This window comes from Bradyrhizobium sp. Cp5.3 (assembly GCF_000426265.1).
Taxonomy (GTDB): domain Bacteria; phylum Pseudomonadota; class Alphaproteobacteria; order Rhizobiales; family Xanthobacteraceae; genus Bradyrhizobium; species Bradyrhizobium neotropicale.
Genome location: NZ_AUFA01000056.1, coordinates 1 through 19,225, shown reverse-complemented (window position 1 = coordinate 19,225; position 19,225 = coordinate 1). Strand labels below are relative to the sequence as shown.

Annotated in this window: 16 protein-coding genes; 2 read left to right on the top strand and 14 right to left on the bottom strand. The window is 57.3% G+C overall.

All coding sequences use genetic code 11. The features are described from left to right. Positions 1–77: 77 nt before the first annotated feature. The 13 genes from K289_RS0136785 to K289_RS0136725 form a co-directional block, all read right to left on the bottom strand. A complete protein-coding gene (locus tag K289_RS0136785) occupies positions 78–827 on the bottom strand; it encodes a glycosyltransferase family 2 protein (protein WP_245284101.1) in 750 nt (249 codons plus the stop codon). 51 nt (positions 828–878) lie between these two features. After that, positions 879–2,564, bottom strand: coding sequence for a hypothetical protein (locus K289_RS0136780; RefSeq protein WP_027555987.1), 1,686 nt, complete (start codon positions 2,562–2,564; stop codon positions 879–881). After that, positions 2,561–4,450, bottom strand: a complete 1,890-nt coding sequence (asnB, locus tag K289_RS0136775; RefSeq protein ID WP_027555986.1) for an asparagine synthase (glutamine-hydrolyzing) — start codon at positions 4,448–4,450, stop codon at positions 2,561–2,563. Before asnB ends, K289_RS0136780 begins: the two co-directional genes overlap by 4 nt. A 3-nt stretch (positions 4,451–4,453) precedes the next feature. Continuing rightward, positions 4,454–5,584, bottom strand: coding sequence for a glycosyltransferase family 4 protein (locus tag K289_RS0136770; RefSeq protein ID WP_027555985.1), 1,131 nt, complete (start codon positions 5,582–5,584; stop codon positions 4,454–4,456). A gap of 136 nt (positions 5,585–5,720) precedes the next feature. After that, complete coding sequence (locus tag K289_RS46525) at positions 5,721–6,989, bottom strand: glycosyltransferase (protein WP_051311215.1); 1,269 nt, start codon at positions 6,987–6,989, stop codon at positions 5,721–5,723. Between the two features lie 252 nt (positions 6,990–7,241). After that, positions 7,242–8,924, bottom strand: a complete 1,683-nt coding sequence (locus tag K289_RS0136760; RefSeq protein ID WP_027555984.1) for a hypothetical protein — start codon at positions 8,922–8,924, stop codon at positions 7,242–7,244. Further along, a complete protein-coding gene (locus tag K289_RS0136755; protein WP_027555983.1) occupies positions 8,921–9,619 on the bottom strand; it encodes a cytidylyltransferase domain-containing protein in 699 nt (232 codons plus the stop codon). The genes K289_RS0136760 and K289_RS0136755 overlap by 4 nt, the downstream gene beginning before the upstream one ends. 37 nt (positions 9,620–9,656) lie before the next feature. Beyond that, positions 9,657–10,814, bottom strand: coding sequence for a UDP-N-acetylglucosamine 2-epimerase (neuC, locus tag K289_RS0136750; protein ID WP_027555982.1), 1,158 nt, complete (start codon positions 10,812–10,814; stop codon positions 9,657–9,659). Next, a complete protein-coding gene (locus tag K289_RS0136745; protein WP_035687287.1) occupies positions 10,811–11,815 on the bottom strand; it encodes an N-acetylneuraminate synthase family protein in 1,005 nt (334 codons plus the stop codon). The genes neuC and K289_RS0136745 overlap by 4 nt, the downstream gene beginning before the upstream one ends. Before the next feature lie 161 nt (positions 11,816–11,976). Then, entirely contained in the window at positions 11,977–12,780 is an 804-nt protein-coding gene (locus K289_RS0136740; RefSeq protein ID WP_156918384.1) for a hypothetical protein, read from the bottom strand. Positions 12,781–12,794: 14 nt separating this feature from the next. Continuing rightward, on the bottom strand, positions 12,795–14,276 hold the full coding sequence (locus tag K289_RS0136735) for a lipopolysaccharide biosynthesis protein (RefSeq protein WP_027555979.1): 1,482 nt from the start codon (positions 14,274–14,276) through the stop codon (positions 12,795–12,797). Beyond that, a complete protein-coding gene (locus K289_RS0136730) occupies positions 14,273–15,067 on the bottom strand; it encodes a TylF/MycF/NovP-related O-methyltransferase (protein ID WP_084788873.1) in 795 nt (264 codons plus the stop codon). Before K289_RS0136730 ends, K289_RS0136735 begins: the two co-directional genes overlap by 4 nt. Before the next feature lie 24 nt (positions 15,068–15,091). Next, positions 15,092–16,102, bottom strand: a complete 1,011-nt coding sequence (locus tag K289_RS0136725; protein ID WP_027555977.1) for an STELLO glycosyltransferase family protein — start codon at positions 16,100–16,102, stop codon at positions 15,092–15,094. Between the two features lie 158 nt (positions 16,103–16,260). Here K289_RS0136725 and K289_RS0136720 point away from each other — a divergent pair, with 158 nt between their 5' ends. Further along, complete coding sequence (locus tag K289_RS0136720) at positions 16,261–17,472, top strand: glycosyltransferase (RefSeq protein WP_027555976.1); 1,212 nt, start codon at positions 16,261–16,263, stop codon at positions 17,470–17,472. Here K289_RS0136720 and K289_RS0136715 read toward each other — a convergent pair. Continuing rightward, positions 17,469–18,488 carry a GDP-L-fucose synthase gene (locus tag K289_RS0136715; RefSeq protein ID WP_027555975.1) on the bottom strand — a complete coding sequence of 340 codons (1,020 nt, stop codon included), beginning with the start codon at positions 18,486–18,488 and terminating at the stop codon, positions 17,469–17,471. The two genes, K289_RS0136720 and K289_RS0136715, sit on opposite strands and share 4 nt — an antisense overlap. Before the next feature lie 424 nt (positions 18,489–18,912). Between K289_RS0136715 and K289_RS51030 the strand changes: the two genes are divergently transcribed. Continuing rightward, complete coding sequence (locus K289_RS51030) at positions 18,913–19,056, top strand: hypothetical protein (RefSeq protein WP_156918383.1); 144 nt, start codon at positions 18,913–18,915, stop codon at positions 19,054–19,056. The last annotated feature ends 169 nt before the right edge of the window (positions 19,057–19,225 follow it).

The window sequence follows — 19,225 nt, the reverse complement described above, 5'->3', positions numbered from 1 at the left end:
GGGCCTCGTGTCGATGAAGAGCTTTGGATCAGCGATGGAGGGATGGGCCGACTGGCCTCCTGCAACGGTCAGCCGCTTTATGCAGACCTGAGTTTCCACCAGGCACGGCGAACCCCCGTCAGGAAGACAACAAGAATGCTCGGCAAGTTGTGCTTCCGCAAGACCCGGTCGAATTCGTTCATCGAGACATCGAGATTTGTCGCCGAAACGCCGGATTGTCGCATCACCGTCATTTCAACCTCGATATGGTTGGCGGGGTAGCGGTCCAGAAGACGCAAAATCAGGTCATGGTCAGCCGCAATTCGAAAGCTCGAATCGTAGAGACCGGCCGTCCGGTACTGTTCTGCCGAGACCACCAAGGACGGGTGCGGAAGAAAGGCCGAGATGTACAATGGCCACTTTCGGAACCGATAACTCTGCCGAACTCGACTGCCGTCGGCATTCAATCGAATCAGATCGGCGTAATTGAGTGCATTGGGCGCGAGTAGCGGTACGATCTTCTCCAACACGTTGTTCGACGCGTAGAAGTCATCGGAATTCAACAAATGTATCCAGCGCCCACTGGACATCGCGATGCCCTTGTTCATCGCATCGTAGATGCCGCGGTCCGGCTCCGAAATCCATCTGATGCTGCTGCCGTATTCCTTGAGGATTTCAATCGTGCCATCGGTCGAGCCGCCGTCGACAATGATGTGCTCGAGATCGCGGAAGGTCTGCTGACGCACGCTCTCCAGCGTGTCCCGCAAGGTGGCGGCGCTGTTATAGGTCGCGGTCACAACCGACAGCAACGGAACATGCGCGTCATCGTGCGAAGCCGCCTCATCCACCCCGCTTGATATCATGTCACAGTCAACTCGCACTCAATTGGCCTGAGCATACTACGTATTCTTTTCAAACTCTGGGTGCGAAGTTCCCTTCAACAGCTTTCGGGATCTTTGCCCAGTGATGGAGTTCGCGGCTGCCGCCGAAGCGAGGATGAGGATCACAGAATAATACCCCCACCACTGAGGGACATACGTACCGTTTGCGACTGAGGAAGCCCCGTAAGACAGCAAACAAAGCCAGATCGTGATCGCATGCGGGTCCGACCTAGAAAAGGAGCGCACAAATAGCCGCAGTGCAAGCCACACGAAGAACGTACAGCAAAGAATGAAGCCCAATATCCCGGTGTCGATCAACAAATTCAGGATGGTGGTATGAGGGGACGGATATCCGCTCCGGACATATCCTGCGACACCGGAACCGTAGCCAAACAGCAAGTTCAGTATAGTCACAATCTTCGCTGGAAGAAGGCTGGCAAGCGGCGCAATATACAGGGTAGCGCTCTGATCCGGCGCGTACAATGAGTTCGCCAACGGATTCTGCCCCAGTATCGGCAGCGCATCGAGGGCAGACTGTATCAAGCCAGTTCGGTCACTAACGTCGAAAAATCTTCCCTTGATGCTCATCGTAGCGGCGGTCGCATCTCCAAACATCGTGCGGACGGCTGCCGGAAAGGACTCGAAATAAAAGCCCACGTAAAAGGCCGCGGCAGTGGATGGCAAGATCAGGAGCGCGCTCCGCCGCGTCGTAGCCTTAAGGAAAAGACTTAGGATGATTCCGATCATCACAACCCGGGCCGTTCGGCTGCCCGTAATTACGACCAGCCACGGCGCCATCTGCAGATAGAACCAACCAACCCGTGTTCTGATGATACTGCTTCCCCAACGCATCCACAGTAGCACCAACGGCAAAACCGCGACAAAAAACATCCCGAGATTGACCGGCCCCGGCATCGTCGACTTGTAGCGATCATAATACGCCAGACCAAAGAGGGTGTCGGCGCCCTCCTCGAACGGGAGGCTTAACAGAAGCGGAAGCGCAAACACCGCGATCACACTTTGCCCAATAGCTCCCCACGCGAGACCCTCAACCAAACTCTCGACAGTCTCCCACCGCGACTTGCTGGCACAACTGACGCTTACAATCATGACCGCGAGGGCCGAGAAGAACATCAGAAAAGATATTCCCACCTTCAATTGCCAGACGCTCTGGTAAAGGAGGAAATTGACGATTACCGACATCCCGCACACGGCAATATAGCCCGCGTAGATGCGCGCAAAATTCGATGGACGCTCCTTTGGACGGAACATCGCCCAGTGCAAAACCACGGCAGCTGCGCTCAGGATGATCAGAAAGTGCGCGTTATCCCGCACGAACGGGATCGTAGGAACTTCCGGCAAAATCCCCACGGTCGAGCCCAATCCGAGCAGCCAGAAGCGATCCTTCCGGACCAGGAAGAAAGAAAGCGCAGGAATTACGAACGCAGCAAAAAAGGCCAGCCTGATCCAAAGCGGGACCGAATTGTCGAGCACTTCTCCCGACGCCGATTTGACAACGAAACCGGATCGCACCGCCGCCCAAGCCACGCTGACAAAAAACAGCCAAATGGTGAGGGACAACTTCTCGGCGAGACTTGCGGATACGGCGCGCCGCGACGCGGCGAAGATTGTCGAGGCGAAGGATCCTGGCGTCGCGCCGACTACCCATTCCCGCGGCTCGCTTCTAAGATCTCGCCCCGTCATGCTTTCATTTCGCCGAATCTCGCATTGCGAAGTGGCCCCACAATTGGCGTTTGCTGCCATTTCAGGTAAACGTAGCAAGACCAAAGCAGCGGCGACAAATCCTCGGTTCCAGCCTGATGCCGGTCCGCGAAACCCCTTATCGCGTCGACATCCAAGACATTTTGGGCCGCAGATAAGTCCAATAACTCGTCCCGCATCCGTCCATATCTCATCCACTTGCGGATTGGCAACAAAAAGCCCTGCTTCCGGCGCCCCAAGACTTCATGAGGAAGCAAGTCGCCAAAAGCCTCGCGAAGCAGATGCTTGCGGCGCCCATTTGCTATCAGGTAGCTTGCGGGCAGATTTAAGACGAACTCGACCAAGCCAGAATCTAGATATGGGAGGCGAACCTCAAGGCTGTGCTGCATGCTCGCAAGATCGACCTTCTTGAGCATGTCAGCGGGCAGATTGAATTCGATGTCGGTCACAAGAAGGTCGCGCAGAGACCTGATAGGACGCTCGGGAATCGGGAGGTGCTCGCCTCCGCGCTCAGACACGCCAAGTTCGTCGAGTTGCGTTGAACTGGCATAAGAACGCCACGAAAGATATTCTTCAGTGGCAGAACATCGAAGGTGTTTGTGAAACAACGCAGCGCCGCGGAGCAGTGGATTTCCGATTGCAACAGGATTTCTAACCGCGGGGACTCGCGTGAGCACCGTCTTGAGCCAGGACGGCATGCGCGCGCTCCACTGCATGGCGGAGTATGTTCCGTAGCCAGCGAAGATTTCATCCGCGCCGTCGCCGCCGAGAACGACCTTTTCTCGAACGTGCGAACAGACGAAAGCTGTCGGAATCAGCGATGCATCAGCATAGGGCTCACCAAGCAACGCAAGGGTCTGGTCCGTAAAATCTGCGAGCGCCTCTTCCGTGACATTAATGATTTGATGGTCAAGGTTTGGATAGCGCTTTGCGACTAGGCGCGCGTAACCGGATTCGTCGAATTCGGGATCGTTCGGAAATGCGACGGAATAGGCCTTCACAGCCTTCGCGCCGGTCTGGCTCGCGAGGCTCGCAACCACCGACGAATCCAGCCCACCGCTCAGAAAAGTTGATACTGGAACGTCAGAAGCCAGGATTCGATCTTCAACAGCCTTAGTCAACCGCTTCCTTAGCTCGAGCTTTGCGCTCTCGAAGGACGTCTGTGATTTCGACTGCAGCCTCATCAGGCGAGCCGGAAGATCGTAGTATCGGCCCGTCCTAGCTTCCCAACCGTTCGCGTCAAATTCAAGCCAGCAACCTGGCTCAAGTTGGCGCGCGCCCGAGAACGGAGCGATTGGCGCGGGCAGATATGAAAAGCGGAAGTAAAGCGGCAACGCCGAATCGTCGACCCGGAAGCGCCCAGGGCCCGCGAGCGCTTCCATTGCTCGAAATTCTGACCCGAACGCAAAGAGCGAGGCATCCTGGAAATACTGAAGTGGCTTTTCGCCGAACTTGTCGCGCGCCAGAACAAGCTTTCGCGCTTGCGCATCCCAGATGGCAAACGCGAACATCCCCTCAAGGTGCTCGAGGCACGAGATGCCATCCAGACCGAACGCCTTGAGCACGACTTCGGTGTCGGAGTCTGTGGAGAACGACACGCCTCGCCTCCGCAGTGCAGCCCGAACGTCGCGATAGTTATAGATCTCTCCATTGTAGATCACGGACAGGGTACCACTTCGCATTGGCTGGTTCGAGCGCGGGTCAAGGTCGATGATGCTCAGCCTGCGATGCCCGAGGAAGACCCCGTCGTGAATTTCAATCCCCTCGGCATCTGGGCCGCGATGCGTCAGCCCACGAAGGGCCTCTCGCGCCCTTGCCTCATCAACCCCGGCGCCATCGCGCCATATTCCGCCGAGCAAACCGCACATGCGTCAACTCCCCAACAGCTCACGGTATAGAGCGTGATACCGGGCACGATTCGCAGCAATCGAATATTCATCCTGTGCGCGCTGCCTTGCCCTCTCTCCCATGACCGAGCGAACATTTCGATCATCAATCAGCAATGCCAATTTCCTTGCCATATCGTCCCTGTCGCGCGCAACGACGAAGCCTGTCTCACCATTGCGATGGCATTCGCTGACGCCGGGAGCATCGACGACGACGCTCGGCACCCCAAGAGCCATTGCCTCGAGAACGGAGTTGCTCATACCCTCCATTCTGGAAGCGTGCACGAAGATGTCACTATTGGCCATACGACAAATAATATCTGTCACGTGCCCGATTAGGTGCACCTTGCCGGCTACCCCAAGCTGTTCGGCGCGTTCGATCAGATTTTGGCGTTCGGGTCCGTCACCCGCGATCACAAACTCCAGATTTGGCCACCGTTGAACCAGTTTCTTAAATACATCGAGCAGGAACGCGTGCTCCTTGTCCTTGATCAGCCGGGCAGACGAAATGAGTCTCAGTGGATCGTCAGAACGTCGTCTCTCACATCCCTTTGCCATTTCGCGTAAACGTTCCAAGTCGATGCCATTCTCGAGAGCGACGACCTTGCGTTTTCCGGCGAGCGGCTTCAGCGAGTCCGCAGATGCGATGGATACACCTGCGATGATTTCGAACGGCCAGTAAAGCCATTTGAAGACTGGATGCGACCCCGCACGCGATTTTGTTCCCCGGTGGATGTACACGAAATGGATGTTGCGCATGAGGCACGCCGATAACCAGCAGGCTACCGCTGCCTGCAATCCATGAACGATGCAAATGCGGTGACGTCCGGACATCAGCAGGTACAACATGCGCAACTGCAATACCGGCGCGAGCACAGCAACAAGCAGAAGTTCAACAGCCAGGTTAGGGAACACCGACGCACGCAATCCGAGTACCGTTTTCAGGTGCAGCCCACTGATGCGCGAGAAATATGCGGTGCAGGCCGGATTGTCATACAGCGAGTAGAACGTGTTTTTGTAAATCGAGCCCGTTTCGGCAGCAAATAGCTGCGCGAGCTGCCGCTCACCGCCGCTTACACCGTAAGTTCGCAACACGTGCGCCACCGAGATTGTCATGTGTTTGACGGTGTCCCTGCAACCAGTTTCGAAAACGTCTCAACCGCTCTCCGTGCCGTCATCATCCTTCTTGCGCAAAAGAGTTGTTCTCGCACGCAGCGGAGGCCGTCCGTTGGGGTTGGCAACAGTTGAATTGTCAAGCACGGCTCTCCGCGACCTCGCGAAAAAGCTCGACATAGCGCTCTCCACACTTCAGCAAATCGAAATTCCGTCGAGCGAATGCGCCGGCATTACTCCTCATGTGACCATCCTCGAGCCGGTCAAGAATGTAAGCGATTCCACGCGCCAAACCCTCACTATCACCGGTCGGCGCCAGATATCCGTGGCTCTCATGTTCGACCGCGTCCGGAATGCCACCTGCCGCAAACCCTGCGACCGGCGTGCCACATGCGATGGCCTCCAGAACAACATTGGGCAGATTGTCTTCGAGAAATGGCGCGACGAGCACGTCGGCAGCTGAATAAACGTTGGCCAAAGTATCCTGATTATCGATCCGTCCCAAATGGCACACCGGAAATCGTGAGATCTGCGCCGCTCGATTTGTCTCGTCGCTGCCGAACGTGACCAGCGTCAATTGATGATTGCTCGATGCGGCGAGCCTCTCCAGTGCGATGCGAAGTTGAGCATAGCCCTTTCGAGGGTCCGTGGTTGCGCCAAGCGCGCCAAAGACAACGAAATGTCCACCGGCCGGCAGATTGAGCCGAGCCCGCGCCGCCAATCGGTCGCGGGGATAGAACACCGTAAGGTCTGCTCCGGTTGGAATGTGCTCAATGCGCATTCCCCCGAACAGGTGAGAGCGCCGCGCCAAATCCGCGATCCATCGGCTCGGCGCAACGACCGTCAAATCCAGATTGCGATACCCATCCTCACGCAATCTGATCCCAGACCTGGAAAGGTCATCATCCGATTTGCTGCCAAGTTGCGGGCAAGACCCGCATGCCCGCTCAAACCCGACGCATGTGCCAGGATAGTGGCATCCACCGCTGAACGGCCAGATATCGGACAGTCGCCAAACCATCGGCTTCTTTATGGCCTGAAGCTTGCCGGCGCTGAGAAAACCGCCGGCAATCCAGTGGAGGCACACCACGTCGGCGCGCGACAACAAACGGGTGTCCAGGCGACCATAGCTGAAGCGCATTGGCGAAAACGGCGTGCCCATCCGATTTGGGTATTGCCGTAGGCTCCTCGCGTTGAAATAGGCCGCGACGTCGCTGACGAAATTTCCCACGCCCGGCAAGTGTGCCGGCACCACCGTGGCGTCATTAAGGTGCTTCCGACCGCAGTGGAGGATTGACTCCACTCCGGCACGCAGAAGATTGCTGTGAAGGCGATACGCGGCCTTATTCGCTCCGCCTTCGCTGTCGGACTGGGCCAAGTGCACGACGCACAGCCGCTCGACCATCATGTCAGGCGCCCGCAACCGCGATCAAGAAACTGGCCTGCCGCAGTATGACCATCCAAGCAGAAATAACGTGGTCGCCGAAAGCCAATCTTCGTCCCCTTTTACCGCCTCATTAGCTCGCGAGGATTCCGCCGGCGGGGCAATGATCTCGACCATAGTGGTAGCCGGCCCATTGCCCGGGCCCGAGATGCGCGCGGATGACGCACAAGATCGGGCTCTAATAAGATCATATCGCCGGACGCTCCGCCCAGGTCACTAAGAAGCACCGCTATGCGGAGCGAGATAATCTATCTGCTCATAGGCCTCTGCCCAATCGGCGAACGCATCAAGATCGCCATTTTTCTGGATATCATCATCGGCCCCGACGAGTGGCACAAGGTTTTGGAACAGCGGATCACGAACGTTCGGACCGATCTCCGTCCTGAAACTCTTGTAGACCCACGGGCGCCTAACAAACAGCGCGTGAGCATGAACTCTGGCAACATGCACTTTCTCGGGATCCAAACGGTGCACGTTCTCAAGCCTTCCAAGCGCATCCAAGTAGCTTTCGCGAGAGGAATGATCCTCCGTGAAACCGAAACCCGAATAGCGGCCTGTTCCTGCAGTCAGAACCGGTACACCAAAGCAAGGCAGCTCATATCCGATACTTCCGCGGACTGTGATCCCGGCGTCAGCCATACGGAACAGAGAGAGCGTACTAAACCGCGTATCGGCCGGAAGCAACTTTACGTGGTCCGGCAGATCGCCAACGCTCTCTCGGATGAGGCGCACCTCACCATACTCTCCTGACGCGCCTGAAAGCTTTCGTTTCCATATGTTGGCCGGATGAAGCTTGATGAGCCAGTTCATTCGAGGATTAGCGGCAGCAGCTTTTACGGTTTGAGCAAACCAGTCGCCGTAATTCTCGAATATGTCCTTGCCGTAGAACAAATTCGCGTCCCACAGCACATGGGAGAACAGTACTGCAACCGGCTTTCCATCGAGACCAAGCTCCTGCCGGATCTCAGCGCGGGTCACATCGACCGTTCCCGGCTGATTGCGTGCCTGAATTTTCCACACGCCTCCGTACCGCTTGCTGAACTCCTCGTCGAGTTCAACCTCCTGTTGAGCTCCCCACGGTTCCTTCAGGAGCCGTTCGAGCGTCTCTCGGGTGATCGAATTTGGGTGAATGCGGCGGGTTTCCCGCGTGAGTCTTTTATGAACAAGCGCATCGTCACGCGAAGGTTGGATGAAGTGAATCGTCGGGATTCCCATATTGATCGCGACATCGACGAACGGACCAAGCGTATGGTAGTTCGGTTCATTGACGATGATGAGTGAGGGCCGCTGTTCCGACAGACATTTCTCAGCAGCGTGCACGAAACCAACAGATTCCTTCAACTGCTCGATGATAGCATTGCGAATTTCAGGCTTTCGTGGATCGGGTGCGCCGTCGAATCCGCGGCGCGAGACTGACGAGAGCAACTGCGGCCCTATCCACGCATCCCTGTACCGCCATTCCATGACCGACTGAAACTCCATCGGCATGTCGCTGCAACGCCGCGCCTCCGCGGCCGCCGCTTCGCGCGTATCCTTGACGTTAACCAACTTCTCGAACGCAAGAAAATCATCAATGCCGAAAGCTTGATAAAGACGTTGTGCGTGAGTGTAGATGCTTGACGTCAATACCTTGACCCGCCACCCCCTACGGCGCAGCGCCAGCGCCAGCATACACTCCTGCTTCGCGCCATAGGTATTGTTTGTCATGCTCAGTACAAGGACGGTTGGGGCACTGGCTTGAGGCGCCGGCAACTCGCGTGTGAAGGCCATACTGGCGACGCTTCTATCGACATCGTCGCGCAGGCGCCGATAGTCCGCGGCGTTCACCACCCGCTCCCTAAGATCGGCGAGCCCTGCGGCAAACGGACTACGGCGTAGATATCGCACGATTGCGTTCATCGAACGTAGCCCGTCCGCAACAGATGATCGGCGAGCCGAAGCTCTTCCGGCGTGTCGATATCGAGAGAGGACAACTCGTCCATTTCGTAGCCGACGATGGTTTCTCCATAGAGCAATCCGGCGTCGAGCACTGAGCTGCGGACGATCAGCACGGCTGGCCCGTTCCGAGCATAGAGACGCTCCTTCGCTTGCCGCGTGGTCCTTCCGATGCCTCCTCCGAAATAGGGTGATAGAAGCCCATCGTTCTCCCGCATCTGCCCTTCGGGGACGAAGCGATGCGGCACGCTCACCACGCTCACCAGTGTATGCGCCTGGGTCTCGCGGAATTTTGCGACACTCTCGCGCACATGGTGCGCACGGCGAAACGGTGAGGTCGGTTGCAGCAGCACGATTGCCTCGATCGCCTCTCCCGCCCGGCGCAATTCGGCAAGACAATGCTGCATGACCCCCAGCATCAATGCAGAATCTCCCGCGAGGTCCGCAGGTCTGAGAAAAGGCACGTCAAGCCCCAGCGCGCGCCCGGCCTCAGCAATCTCTTGATCATCCGTCGAAAGTACCGCGCGATCAATGACACCAGAGTGCAGCGCAGCCTCTGCCGTCCAGTCCAGCAACGAGCGTCCCCCGCATAGCGCAAGGTTCTTACGAGGTATGCCTTTCGAACCACCGCGGGCGGGTATGACGGCCACAAGGCTCATTCGGTATCAGCCTCGTCGATGCCAGCCCGTCTCACGCTCAGTACGTGATGCATTTCTGGATTTCCACCTGCTCGGCGGCCAGAACGTTGGCGATCCTGGGGCCAGCCGTTCCGTCGCCGTAAATCGGATTCATCGCGTAGCGACCGTGCTCGACCTGCCTCGCGATAGCATTTGAGATTTGCTTCTTGTCATAGCTGATTTCGATCACGTTGTCGCCGCGATCACGCATGTTCTGCCGGGAACCGATATTCACAACGGGCGTGCCGATGTACGCCCCTTCTCTTATCCCGCTGCTCGAATTTCCGACGAGACATGCTGTCGACTGCATGAGGTTGACGTAAACGTCGATGGGCAGATTCTTGAAGAAGTGCATGCGATCGTCGAGCTTCCGCTCGCGCCACTTCCGGATACCACGCGAGATGTCGTCAGAGCCCGCATCGGCATTCGGCCACAGCACAACCGCGGCCAGACCCTGCTCGCGCACCGCTTCCAAAGTCATTGTGATTTGCGCCTCACCATCACCATACTCGGTCGTAACCGGATGCTGGGATACGAGTGCAAACGGCTCATCGATTGTGAAGCGCTGACCGACACCGTCATCAAAGAGCCTATCGAAGATATTTTCGATCGGATTCTTCAGAATATCGGCAACCAGATCGATGCGCGGACAGCCGACCATGTGGACATGTTCCGGCCGCTCGCCAAGCTTGATGATGCGCTCCCGTGCACCCTTGCTTGCTGGAAAGTGGATATGCGCGAACTTCGTCACCGCATGACGAATGCTTTCGTCGATAGTGCCGCTCACCTCGCCGCCCATGGTGTGGGCCACGGGTATGTTCATGTAGGCAGCGGCCAGGGTTGTTGCCATCGTCTCGAAGCGATCCCCGACGGTCAGCACCACGTCGGGAGCGAGTTGTTCGAACAAGGTTGGCAGTTCGAGCAGGCCGAGGCCCGTGGACTTGGCCATGGTCGCCGGCGTCTCTCCCTCGATCAGCATCGTCACTCGAGCATGAGGGGTAAAGCCATCCTTCTCGATCAAATTGACGACGGAGCCATAGCGATCGAGCACGGCCGATGCGGCCACGATCAATTGCAACTCGAGAGCTGGATGCTGCTGAATGGCGCGCATCGCCGATTTGATTGAACTGTAGTTCGCGCGCGAGCCGACAACCACGCAAATCTTCTTCTTGCTCACGCAAAATCCTCCTCGCCGAACTTGTGATCCCGCGGCAGGGACCTCACCAAGCGCCGGCCAATAAACTCCCGGTATCGGGCGGCGGGAATACCGTCTCCGGGCTTCTTGAACGCGAAGTGATGCTGCTGAATTACTGTGCCCTCGGCGATATTTGCGGCAGCGACAATGCTCTTCTCGAAGATCCGCTTCATCTCCAACACAGAGGATAAGTCATCCTTCTCGATCGGAGCAGCCATCATCCGCCCGGTGAATTTCAGCTCGTCGCAGAGAAGTCGGAACTGATCCGGCTCCATGCTGTGCTTGGCATCACTGCCATACATCAATTTGGAGAAGGTGAAGTGCTTCTCGACCACGGTGGCACCGAGCGCAACGGCGGCAATCGCAGCGGCAAAGCCCAACGTATGATCCGAAAATCCGACAGGAACGTCATAGCGTTCGCGCATTTTCAGCATGACATTAAGGCCGACCTGCTCTGGTGGACAAGGGTAGACCGACGTGCATTGAAGCAAGGTCAGCGCGCAGGACGACCGAAGTGCCGCAACCGCGGCGTCTAATTCGTGCCAGTTACTCATACCGGACGAGAGCAATACCGGCTTCCTCGTCCGCGCAATATATTCCATCAACGGCAAATTGCTCACTTCGCCGGAAGGAATCTTGTACGCACTGACACCAACACGCTCCAGCAGGTCGACTGCTTCGAGAGAAAACGGTGAAGACAGGAAATCGACTTTTCGTTTCTTAGCCAGCTCCGCAAGTCGTCCCCATTGATCAACGGAAAAGCCCGTTCGCCTGAAATATTCCGCGCGCGGCTCGGCGGAAAAATACGACGGCGAAGGCGCATCCAACAGTGTCTCGGCTTCGGCAATGTGAGTCTGGAATTTGACCGCATCCGCGCCGCAGTCGGCCGCCACTTCCAGCAGACGACACGCATTTCCGAACGATCCATCGTGAACGGATCCGATTTCTGCGATCACATATGGTATTTGACGGCCGGCAGTCATGGCGCAAGCTTTCGAAACAAAAGATGAACGCGGGAGCGGCCTCGACATACCGAACTATTGGGTCACAATCAAGCGAAGCACGGCGCCCGACTGAGGTGTTCTTCTGGCCGGTTCGAGTAGACAGTTCCCCCGCGGTTTCGGAGATGTTGCGGCTCGCCTGCTTAGCGTCCCAAAAGCCTGTAGGACAAGCCATAAAGCTTCGTCGTTGCGCGATAGGCTCCCAGCGACCAAAAAGCCCTAACAATTCTCGGCTGATGGAGGCCAAACTCCACCCGCAGAGCCCGGCGAGCACGCTGGCGGCGTTCCGGATCGAGCTTGAGAACGCCAAGCGAAGACATTTCCAGGGACCGGGCAGCGCCTGCCCGGATTGCCACGTCGACTTCACGTTCGCGCAACTCGCTCCAGCGAGGTCCAGGCTCAGCAAGTGCGGCTTCGTAGAACACCTCTGCGCCCCCCAATTGTTCGAAGAACGCCCGCTCGCCGCCCCCGACGGTCAGGTTGTGAATTGCCATCAGGCGAACATTGTCGGCCAGACCCGCGGCCATCATCGAAATGGCCGGCCACCCCTTGGGACCATCGACTAGAAAACCAACCCGGGCTCCGCGCAGCCTATTCGACCAACGGCCAAACTCTTCGTAGGCGCTGCCTTTGACAAGCTCGATCGGCAAATGCGCAAGACGCTGCCGACACGCCGCCGCGCGCGCCGAATCTTGCTCCAGGTCGATCGAGACAAGCCTGCGGCCACTCCGCCTGGCCCACTCACCCAGAATCTCTGTCGAGTAACCATCCTGACGACCGGACTCCACGACGACCGAAACGTCCTCGGTCATGCAGCACGCCAGAAAGAATGCCATTTCGCAGGGGAAAATGGCACCTTCCACCCATCGATCAACATATCCTTCGAGGACAAGTGCTGCCGCAATCTCTGCGGCGGCTTGGAGTGCTCCCAGGTCGTGTTTCGCCATGAGTTTGGCCTCGTTCAAATGTTCTGTGTCTTTGCTTGAGATCGATTCTGCAAAACGCGCCGCAAATCGATGATGCGCTCTCGTTCGACGATGACTATCGCAGCGCAAACCGCGACACATAGACCGATTCTCGTTATCAGCGCCGGGACCATGTATGCATTGAACAGCCAGCTCAGGATAATGGCAGCGCTGCCCCAGACGACCCGACTATCATCAAAGCCGTCAAGGCGCTGGAACGAAATCGATTTCAAGTAGATGTAGGCTCGGAACAAAATCGCTTCAGCAAGAAGAACGATGACGACCCCCGCGAGTCCTCCGTTCCAGCCAACCCCTCCCACCTTACCGACGGCAAATGGCAAGGCGGCTAAGCAACAAATTGAAATCAGCGAACTCGCATTTGTGAGGCTTCTCGCCCCGCCATTTGCATAGACGGTCGCATTTTGCGCTCTGCCCGAAACGTGAAGCAGCAGCAGCAATGCGAACCAAGGTACGAGTTGCGCTGCGGGGGTCAACCGGTCATGCGTCAGAATGGCCACAAACTCTTCGCCGAAACAGGAGAATGCCACGCCGAAAAGGGCAATCAGAACATGAATTGGCATCCACACCCGCTTGGTCAATGGAAAATGCCTTCGCGCATCTCGCGCCTCGGCCAGCGAGATCGACCAGACGTTAACCGCAACGGCATTGGTCCCAGCGAGCAATGTCCCATAGTAGAGACGGGCATGGCTGAGATATCCGACCGCTGAAAGGTTGAGATTTGCGGCGACGATTGAATTCTCTCCGATGCTGCGCAAGCCACCAGTAAGGCCCGCGGCAATCGATGTAAGGCTGTGGGATCGAAGGACCGACATCCACCGACGGCTAGGCAGGTACCAGGGTTCCGCGCCGAGTGCGGTCATGGCAACAACGACGGAACATGCTTGGCCAACAACGGCTCCAACAAACAATGATGACAATCCCCAATGCAAGCCAAAGAGCGAGATCAACGTGCCCGCAAAAGAGCCAACTGCCTGCATAGCGATCTGGGCTGCGGCCGCGTTGCCACGACCAGCAACGGCAAAGACATTGGTCGCAAGCATTGTCGCCGTCTTCAAAGGAATGAGGACAGCCGTCAGGATAAGAGTTGCGCGCGAGGCCTCATCGGAAACTGACATTATTTGCTGGAGCCAAGGCCAGGCCGCCAGAAACAAGACGGCGAGGCTCGAGCTGAAAACGAGCGAGACCACAAAGAAGCTTGATAACATCCGCCGGCGCTCGGGTATCGAAGCAACCGAATAATTTGCTGGTAGCGCAAGAGAGCCGCCTGCATCGCCAAAAGCGCTAGCAAGCGCAGCCCACGACATCATCAGGGCAAAATAGCCGAAATCGGTCGCAGTCAACACGACGGTGGTCAACGGCAGGAGGGCGACAGACAGGACGGCTTGAAAGACCGTCGCGCTCACAAAGAACAGAACGCGCCCCGCGAAACGGCCGCGAAGCGCCGCAAGCCAGCTCACGCGGGCGAACTCCCGTTGCCGTTGACGGACAGGCCGACACAGACAAAGGACATCTGCATCCCCGTCTGCACGAACGGCTCAAAACGAAGGTGCGGATGCGCTTCGCAGAATTCGCGCCAAGCACGTCGTTCACCACGATCAGGATCCGCCCAGAAACAATTCCAATCGTCGAACACGATGATCGTGCCAACTTGCAGGAAATCGATGATGAACGAAAGGATGGGAACGGTGGATGCGTAAAGATCGCAATCGATATAGACGACGGCGGCTTTGGCCGGAAGAAGGTCCCGAGCCAGATCTGACGTCAGACTGACGTCATAGAACCCCTTCACCGTCCGCAATCGGTCCGCCGGCATGCCATGACGTCGGCATATTCGCTTGAAGTCCTCCTCACCTGTCTTCAGCTTGCCCTGCTCCCAAGCGTCCTGACGGTCGATTTCCGATATGGCCGGCAATCCTTCGAACGAGTCGAAGGCTAGATAGCGCCAATCGAGCAGATGATGGAAGCTGTCATATGCCAGCCTCATGGTCTTGGCGCCGAAGCAGCCGAACTCCATGTAGTAACCGTTGATCGGCCGGTTGACGATCGCGAACCGAGCCATGCAAAGGAACAGATATCTTCGCTCCTTGTCGATGTGACGCAAATACGTGAAGCGGACCCATCGCGCGCGAGCTGAGAAAACTGGCCCCTGCAGGACTGCGAATATTCGCCGCGCGAGCCGCTTGGTGCCGCTCGGCAGCCCCTCATAGGTCGGCAGCAAAGATGCACGTAAACGATCCTGCCAGTTCATAGTCTCACGTACCCTTGCCAGAGCCTATCCAAGACTGAGAATTCGATCCAAATCCGAAGTCCATGCATCAAGCAAGGGAAGCTCGGCAGCCCCGATCAGTTCGCATTCGACCAGGGCCTGATAGCAGCGACGCACATCCTGGCTGATGTGATCGGGTCCACCCTTGATCGGCAGGTCCTCGAGCATCAGTCGAATGCGATGGTTGTTCAGATAGCCCGGAATCTCGTCCTCAAAGTCCTTCATCAGATCATGTTCATTGCGATCCTGCCAGACAGTCGGCCCATGGAAGAGGATGTGCCAACCGCTTGCCCATGCGATGCGCTGAGCAATTAGGCTGCGCCAGATATCGGTCACTCGGAAGTTGCAATAGGACGGAAGATACATCAGCGGAAAGGCACTTGGCCACCAGCTCGTGTTCTGGCTATTGAACGGAACCCACGCGCCGGGCCCAAATGCCACGATCCGATCGGTCCTGAAGTTGTGAGGCAGGGGCAGCACCAGCCGGTAAAGCGCATCGACATCGGGATCTCCGTCGGCAAGCCCCTGCTGAATCGGACAATCTACCTCGGCAGACTCCAATGTCGCGAAGTCCGGAATAGGTTTCAGAACGTGATCTAGAGGCAGCCCACGCGGCCAAATATTTCCATCGGAAAAGTACCGATAGGCATTCACCCATCCATGTCCCGACAGAACCGGAGCAGTCAGCCTGCGGCTCCGGCCCTCGAAGAACTGCGGCCGCGCGAAATTGTCATCATCCGTCTCGGCGACGACCTGCGCACCATTTGCGATCGCAGCCAGGTAGCCAATGTTCTTGCGCGCGTAATTTTTCACCGGCGCGAGATTTGCGTATGCGAAACCCGACTTGGCTTGATCCGCGATCCCAAGGAAACGGCACCCCTCAATCGAGAAGTCTGCGGGACTCTTGGTATCCCCAACCACGAAAAAGTCGAAGCCCGAGCGAACAGCGTCCCTCGCGATGGTCTTCATGACCTCATTGGGAGGATTGATCGAGGTAATAATAATCGCTTGATTCATTCGGCTTGGACCGCTTAATTTGCCGCTTCTGCGCCAACTGCCTCAGGTGCAATTGGTATTGGGCCTCCTCGCAAACAATTCCGGCATTATCAAGCAAAAAATGACCTTCGAACGAGGGATATCCGCCACGAAGCCAGTCGTTGCCAGGGAGCTATAACTTGCAGCGACGCAGGCGGATTGTTCTTTGTACAAAGGGGGTTCCAGACGAACGCGAGGGTGCTAGCCTCGTTATCATCTACAACTTCCTAGAGGGAATCCGCACTCAATCATTCGACGTTCTTCATCTCGTCATACTCGACGAAGGCCACAAGGATCATGAGGCTTTCGAGGCATATCGCGAGTCTGTCTCAACCGACCACTTTGAGGTCCTCGCGGCGACCACCCGTAAGCTTGTCGTGCAGGGCGCGAGGGAACATCGGATAGATCTGTCGCCTGTCGCGAAGCTGATCGAACGGGGGCGAGAATTTGCCGCCGACTTGTTTATTGCGTTCGATATCTTGCCCGCATGGCTTGGAGCCGAGATACCCGCCGCACGAAAGCTTGCTTGGCTGGGCGATCTCAATTTCCAGACGACCTATTATCACGGTCTCTACGGCCTTCAGGAACGCCCGTGGCGAATTTTCGCTTTTGCGAAGTACTGGTTGGCCGCACGGAATTGGAAGCACGTCTATGCGCGTGTTTTATCATCATATAATGAAGTCATCGTGTCGGCAGCGTCGTCGGAAGAACAGCTCGACCGCCTCGGACTCAGGAATCATCAATATTGTCCCTACCCCTGGCCTGTGATCGACGCTCCTGTCCCATACCGCGCAAAGCCGGATACCCCCACTTTCATGTTCTTCGGCAATCTCGTGGGTCTCGGTTCGCGCTCGGCGCTGCATTTTATGGTAACGCAGGTCTATAGCCCGCTGGTCAAGCTCTGGGGACCTGGGGGCTTCAAGATTCTACTGGCCGGGCGGGGAAACCTGCCCGAATGGTTTGCCGAGGCGATCAAGGACAAGCCAGAATTTGTTCGCGTCGGCTTTGTCGAGAACCTTCCATCTACTCTGGCCGAATGTCACGCAGCACTGGTGCCCATCGACGTTCCGGTCGGCAACAGGACACGCATCCTGTATGCACTCAGCCAATCGACCCTCGTCATCGCCCATGAAAATGTGGCCCTCGGAAATGTGGCGCTTGTTGACGGTCAAACCTGCGCGCTTGCCGCCTCCGGCGGGGAGTTCGTCGCGCGGATGAAGCGAGCAGTCGATGACCCCCTTTGGGCGCGGCGAGTCGCGGAAGCGGGCCGCCAAGTTTACAAAGATCTCTTTAGCCCTGAGAAAGCGACGGCGGAGTTCATTGCACGGACCAACAGATTGCTCGAGGGCTAACTGCCGCTTCCCTTAGGAGCGCCAACATCACGGCCGCCATCGTCTGGCCCAAACCCGCGCGGAACGTGCCCGGCCGCACGACTATCCAGAAACCACCGATATGTCGTTTCCAATCCTTGACGCAGCGACATCTTCGATCGCCAGCCGAGCCGCGTAAGCCGCTCAGTACTCAGCAGCCGGCGAGGCGCCCCTTCGGGCTTCGAAGCGTCGAAGCTAATGCGCCCGGCGAACCCGGCAACAGCAGCAACCAAGGTTGCAAGTTCGCGGATCGAGACGTCGAGACCACTGCCAATATTGATGATATCGCCCGACGAATAATTCTTTAGGAGAAAAACTAGCGCGTCGGCGCACTCTTCGACGTGAACAAATTCGCGGCGCGCAGCCCCCCCACCCCAGACCACGACCTCGTCAAGCCTGCTGCTGACCGCATCGTGAAAGCGGCGGATGAACGCCGGAATGACGTGGGAGTTCTCATTGTCGAAGTAGTCGCCCGGTCCGTAAAGATTTCCAGGGACTGCGGCTATGAAATCGAGGCCATATTGCTGGCGATATGCGGCGCACTGCATCATGCCCGCAATCTTTGCAACCCCATACCAGACGTTGGTCGGCTCTAGCGGCCCGGTCATCAAAGCTTCTTCGCGAATAGGCTGCTCCGCCAAGCGTGGGTAGACGCAAGAAGAGCTGACGAACAACAGCTTCTTGACGCCACCAGCCGCAGCCGCCTGAATCACGTTGTCCTGGATAGCGAGGTTGTCGGATAGGAAGCTCGCAGGATACCTGCTGTTTGCAAGCACTCCACCTACTCTGGCCGCGGCCAGCACAACAACCTCCGGCTGCATCCTATCGAACCAGCTCCTCACTGCAGCTTGGTCACAAAGGTCGAGTTCTTCGCGCGCGACGGTGAGGATCTCGCAATTTTCGCTCGCAAGTCTGCGCGTGACTGCCGAGCCCAACATACCGCGATGGCCCGCCACCCAGATGCGGCGTCCCGCTAGATCAAACGTGGAATCCGGCATCGCAGCACTCGCAATCGGCCCAAACTTGGCGCTTGTAGATAGTTTCCCGGAGGCTTATAGCCGCGCATCAACCTAGGGGCAACCGCCGCTTTTCGGCCGTTCACGGTCCTGAATTGGGGAATGCACTTTTCCTCGCAGAGACATTCTGAGAGGCCCAGCCAAGAACGATCTTTGCCCGGGCAGAGCCCAGCGGGCATGCCATGCCTGCGTGCCGGGACGCTATCGCGGCAGGAAACCCGCCGGCAATCAGCACTCGGCCTGCAGGCTTCATGAACGTGTAGGTGAACCGCGGGATTGAGGGGTGTCATGGTCCTGCGTCGAAAGAGAACCATCTGCAGGATTCTGAGATGCACTACTGCCACTGGCGCCGACCGCGAACGACGATTGCTTGCAGCCGCCGGCTGAACCACGCCGGATGAATCGGATGGCGAAGAAGAAGCAACTCCGGCAAAGAGGCTCGCCGGCGGCGCGGACGCCGGAGTTCGGCCAGCAAACGGATGAGGTTCTGAAGGAGTTCGGCTTCGGCGACGATGAGATCGCGAGGCTGAGAGAAGCCCGAGTCGTTTGAGGCACTCTCGGCCCTTCAGCCACGCAGCCTCTGTCCCTCATATCAAATGGAAGTCCGTGGCAGAACTCGGCACTCCGATCGTGCCGTCTCCGTTCAGATCCTGGTGGAAGATGGTCTCAAAATTCTCCAGGACCGCGCTGCTGGCAGACACACCATTCGGCGTCAGGTT

What these genes read in the sequence shown, in the direction of transcription:
- K289_RS51030 (WP_156918383.1), top strand. Translation starts at nt 18,913, where the DNA reads ATGGCGAAGAAGAAGCAACTCCGGCAAAGAGGCTCGCCGGCGGCGCGG.
- K289_RS0136730 (WP_084788873.1), bottom strand. Translation starts at nt 15,067, where the DNA reads ATGAACTGGCAGGATCGTTTACGTGCATCTTTGCTGCCGACCTATGAG.
- K289_RS0136780 (WP_027555987.1), bottom strand. Translation starts at nt 2,564, where the DNA reads ATGACGGGGCGAGATCTTAGAAGCGAGCCGCGGGAATGGGTAGTCGGC.
- K289_RS0136745 (WP_035687287.1), bottom strand. Translation starts at nt 11,815, where the DNA reads ATGACTGCCGGCCGTCAAATACCATATGTGATCGCAGAAATCGGATCC.
- K289_RS0136755 (WP_027555983.1), bottom strand. Translation starts at nt 9,619, where the DNA reads ATGAGCCTTGTGGCCGTCATACCCGCCCGCGGTGGTTCGAAAGGCATA.
- K289_RS0136740 (WP_156918384.1), bottom strand. Translation starts at nt 12,780, where the DNA reads ATGGCGAAACACGACCTGGGAGCACTCCAAGCCGCCGCAGAGATTGCG.
- K289_RS0136725 (WP_027555977.1), bottom strand. Translation starts at nt 16,102, where the DNA reads ATGAATCAAGCGATTATTATTACCTCGATCAATCCTCCCAATGAGGTC.
- K289_RS46525 (WP_051311215.1), bottom strand. Translation starts at nt 6,989, where the DNA reads ATGATGGTCGAGCGGCTGTGCGTCGTGCACTTGGCCCAGTCCGACAGC.
- K289_RS0136715 (WP_027555975.1), bottom strand. Translation starts at nt 18,488, where the DNA reads ATGCCGGATTCCACGTTTGATCTAGCGGGACGCCGCATCTGGGTGGCG.
- asnB (WP_027555986.1), bottom strand. Translation starts at nt 4,450, where the DNA reads ATGTGCGGTTTGCTCGGCGGAATATGGCGCGATGGCGCCGGGGTTGAT.
- K289_RS0136770 (WP_027555985.1), bottom strand. Translation starts at nt 5,584, where the DNA reads ATGACAATCTCGGTGGCGCACGTGTTGCGAACTTACGGTGTAAGCGGC.
- K289_RS0136760 (WP_027555984.1), bottom strand. Translation starts at nt 8,924, where the DNA reads ATGAACGCAATCGTGCGATATCTACGCCGTAGTCCGTTTGCCGCAGGG.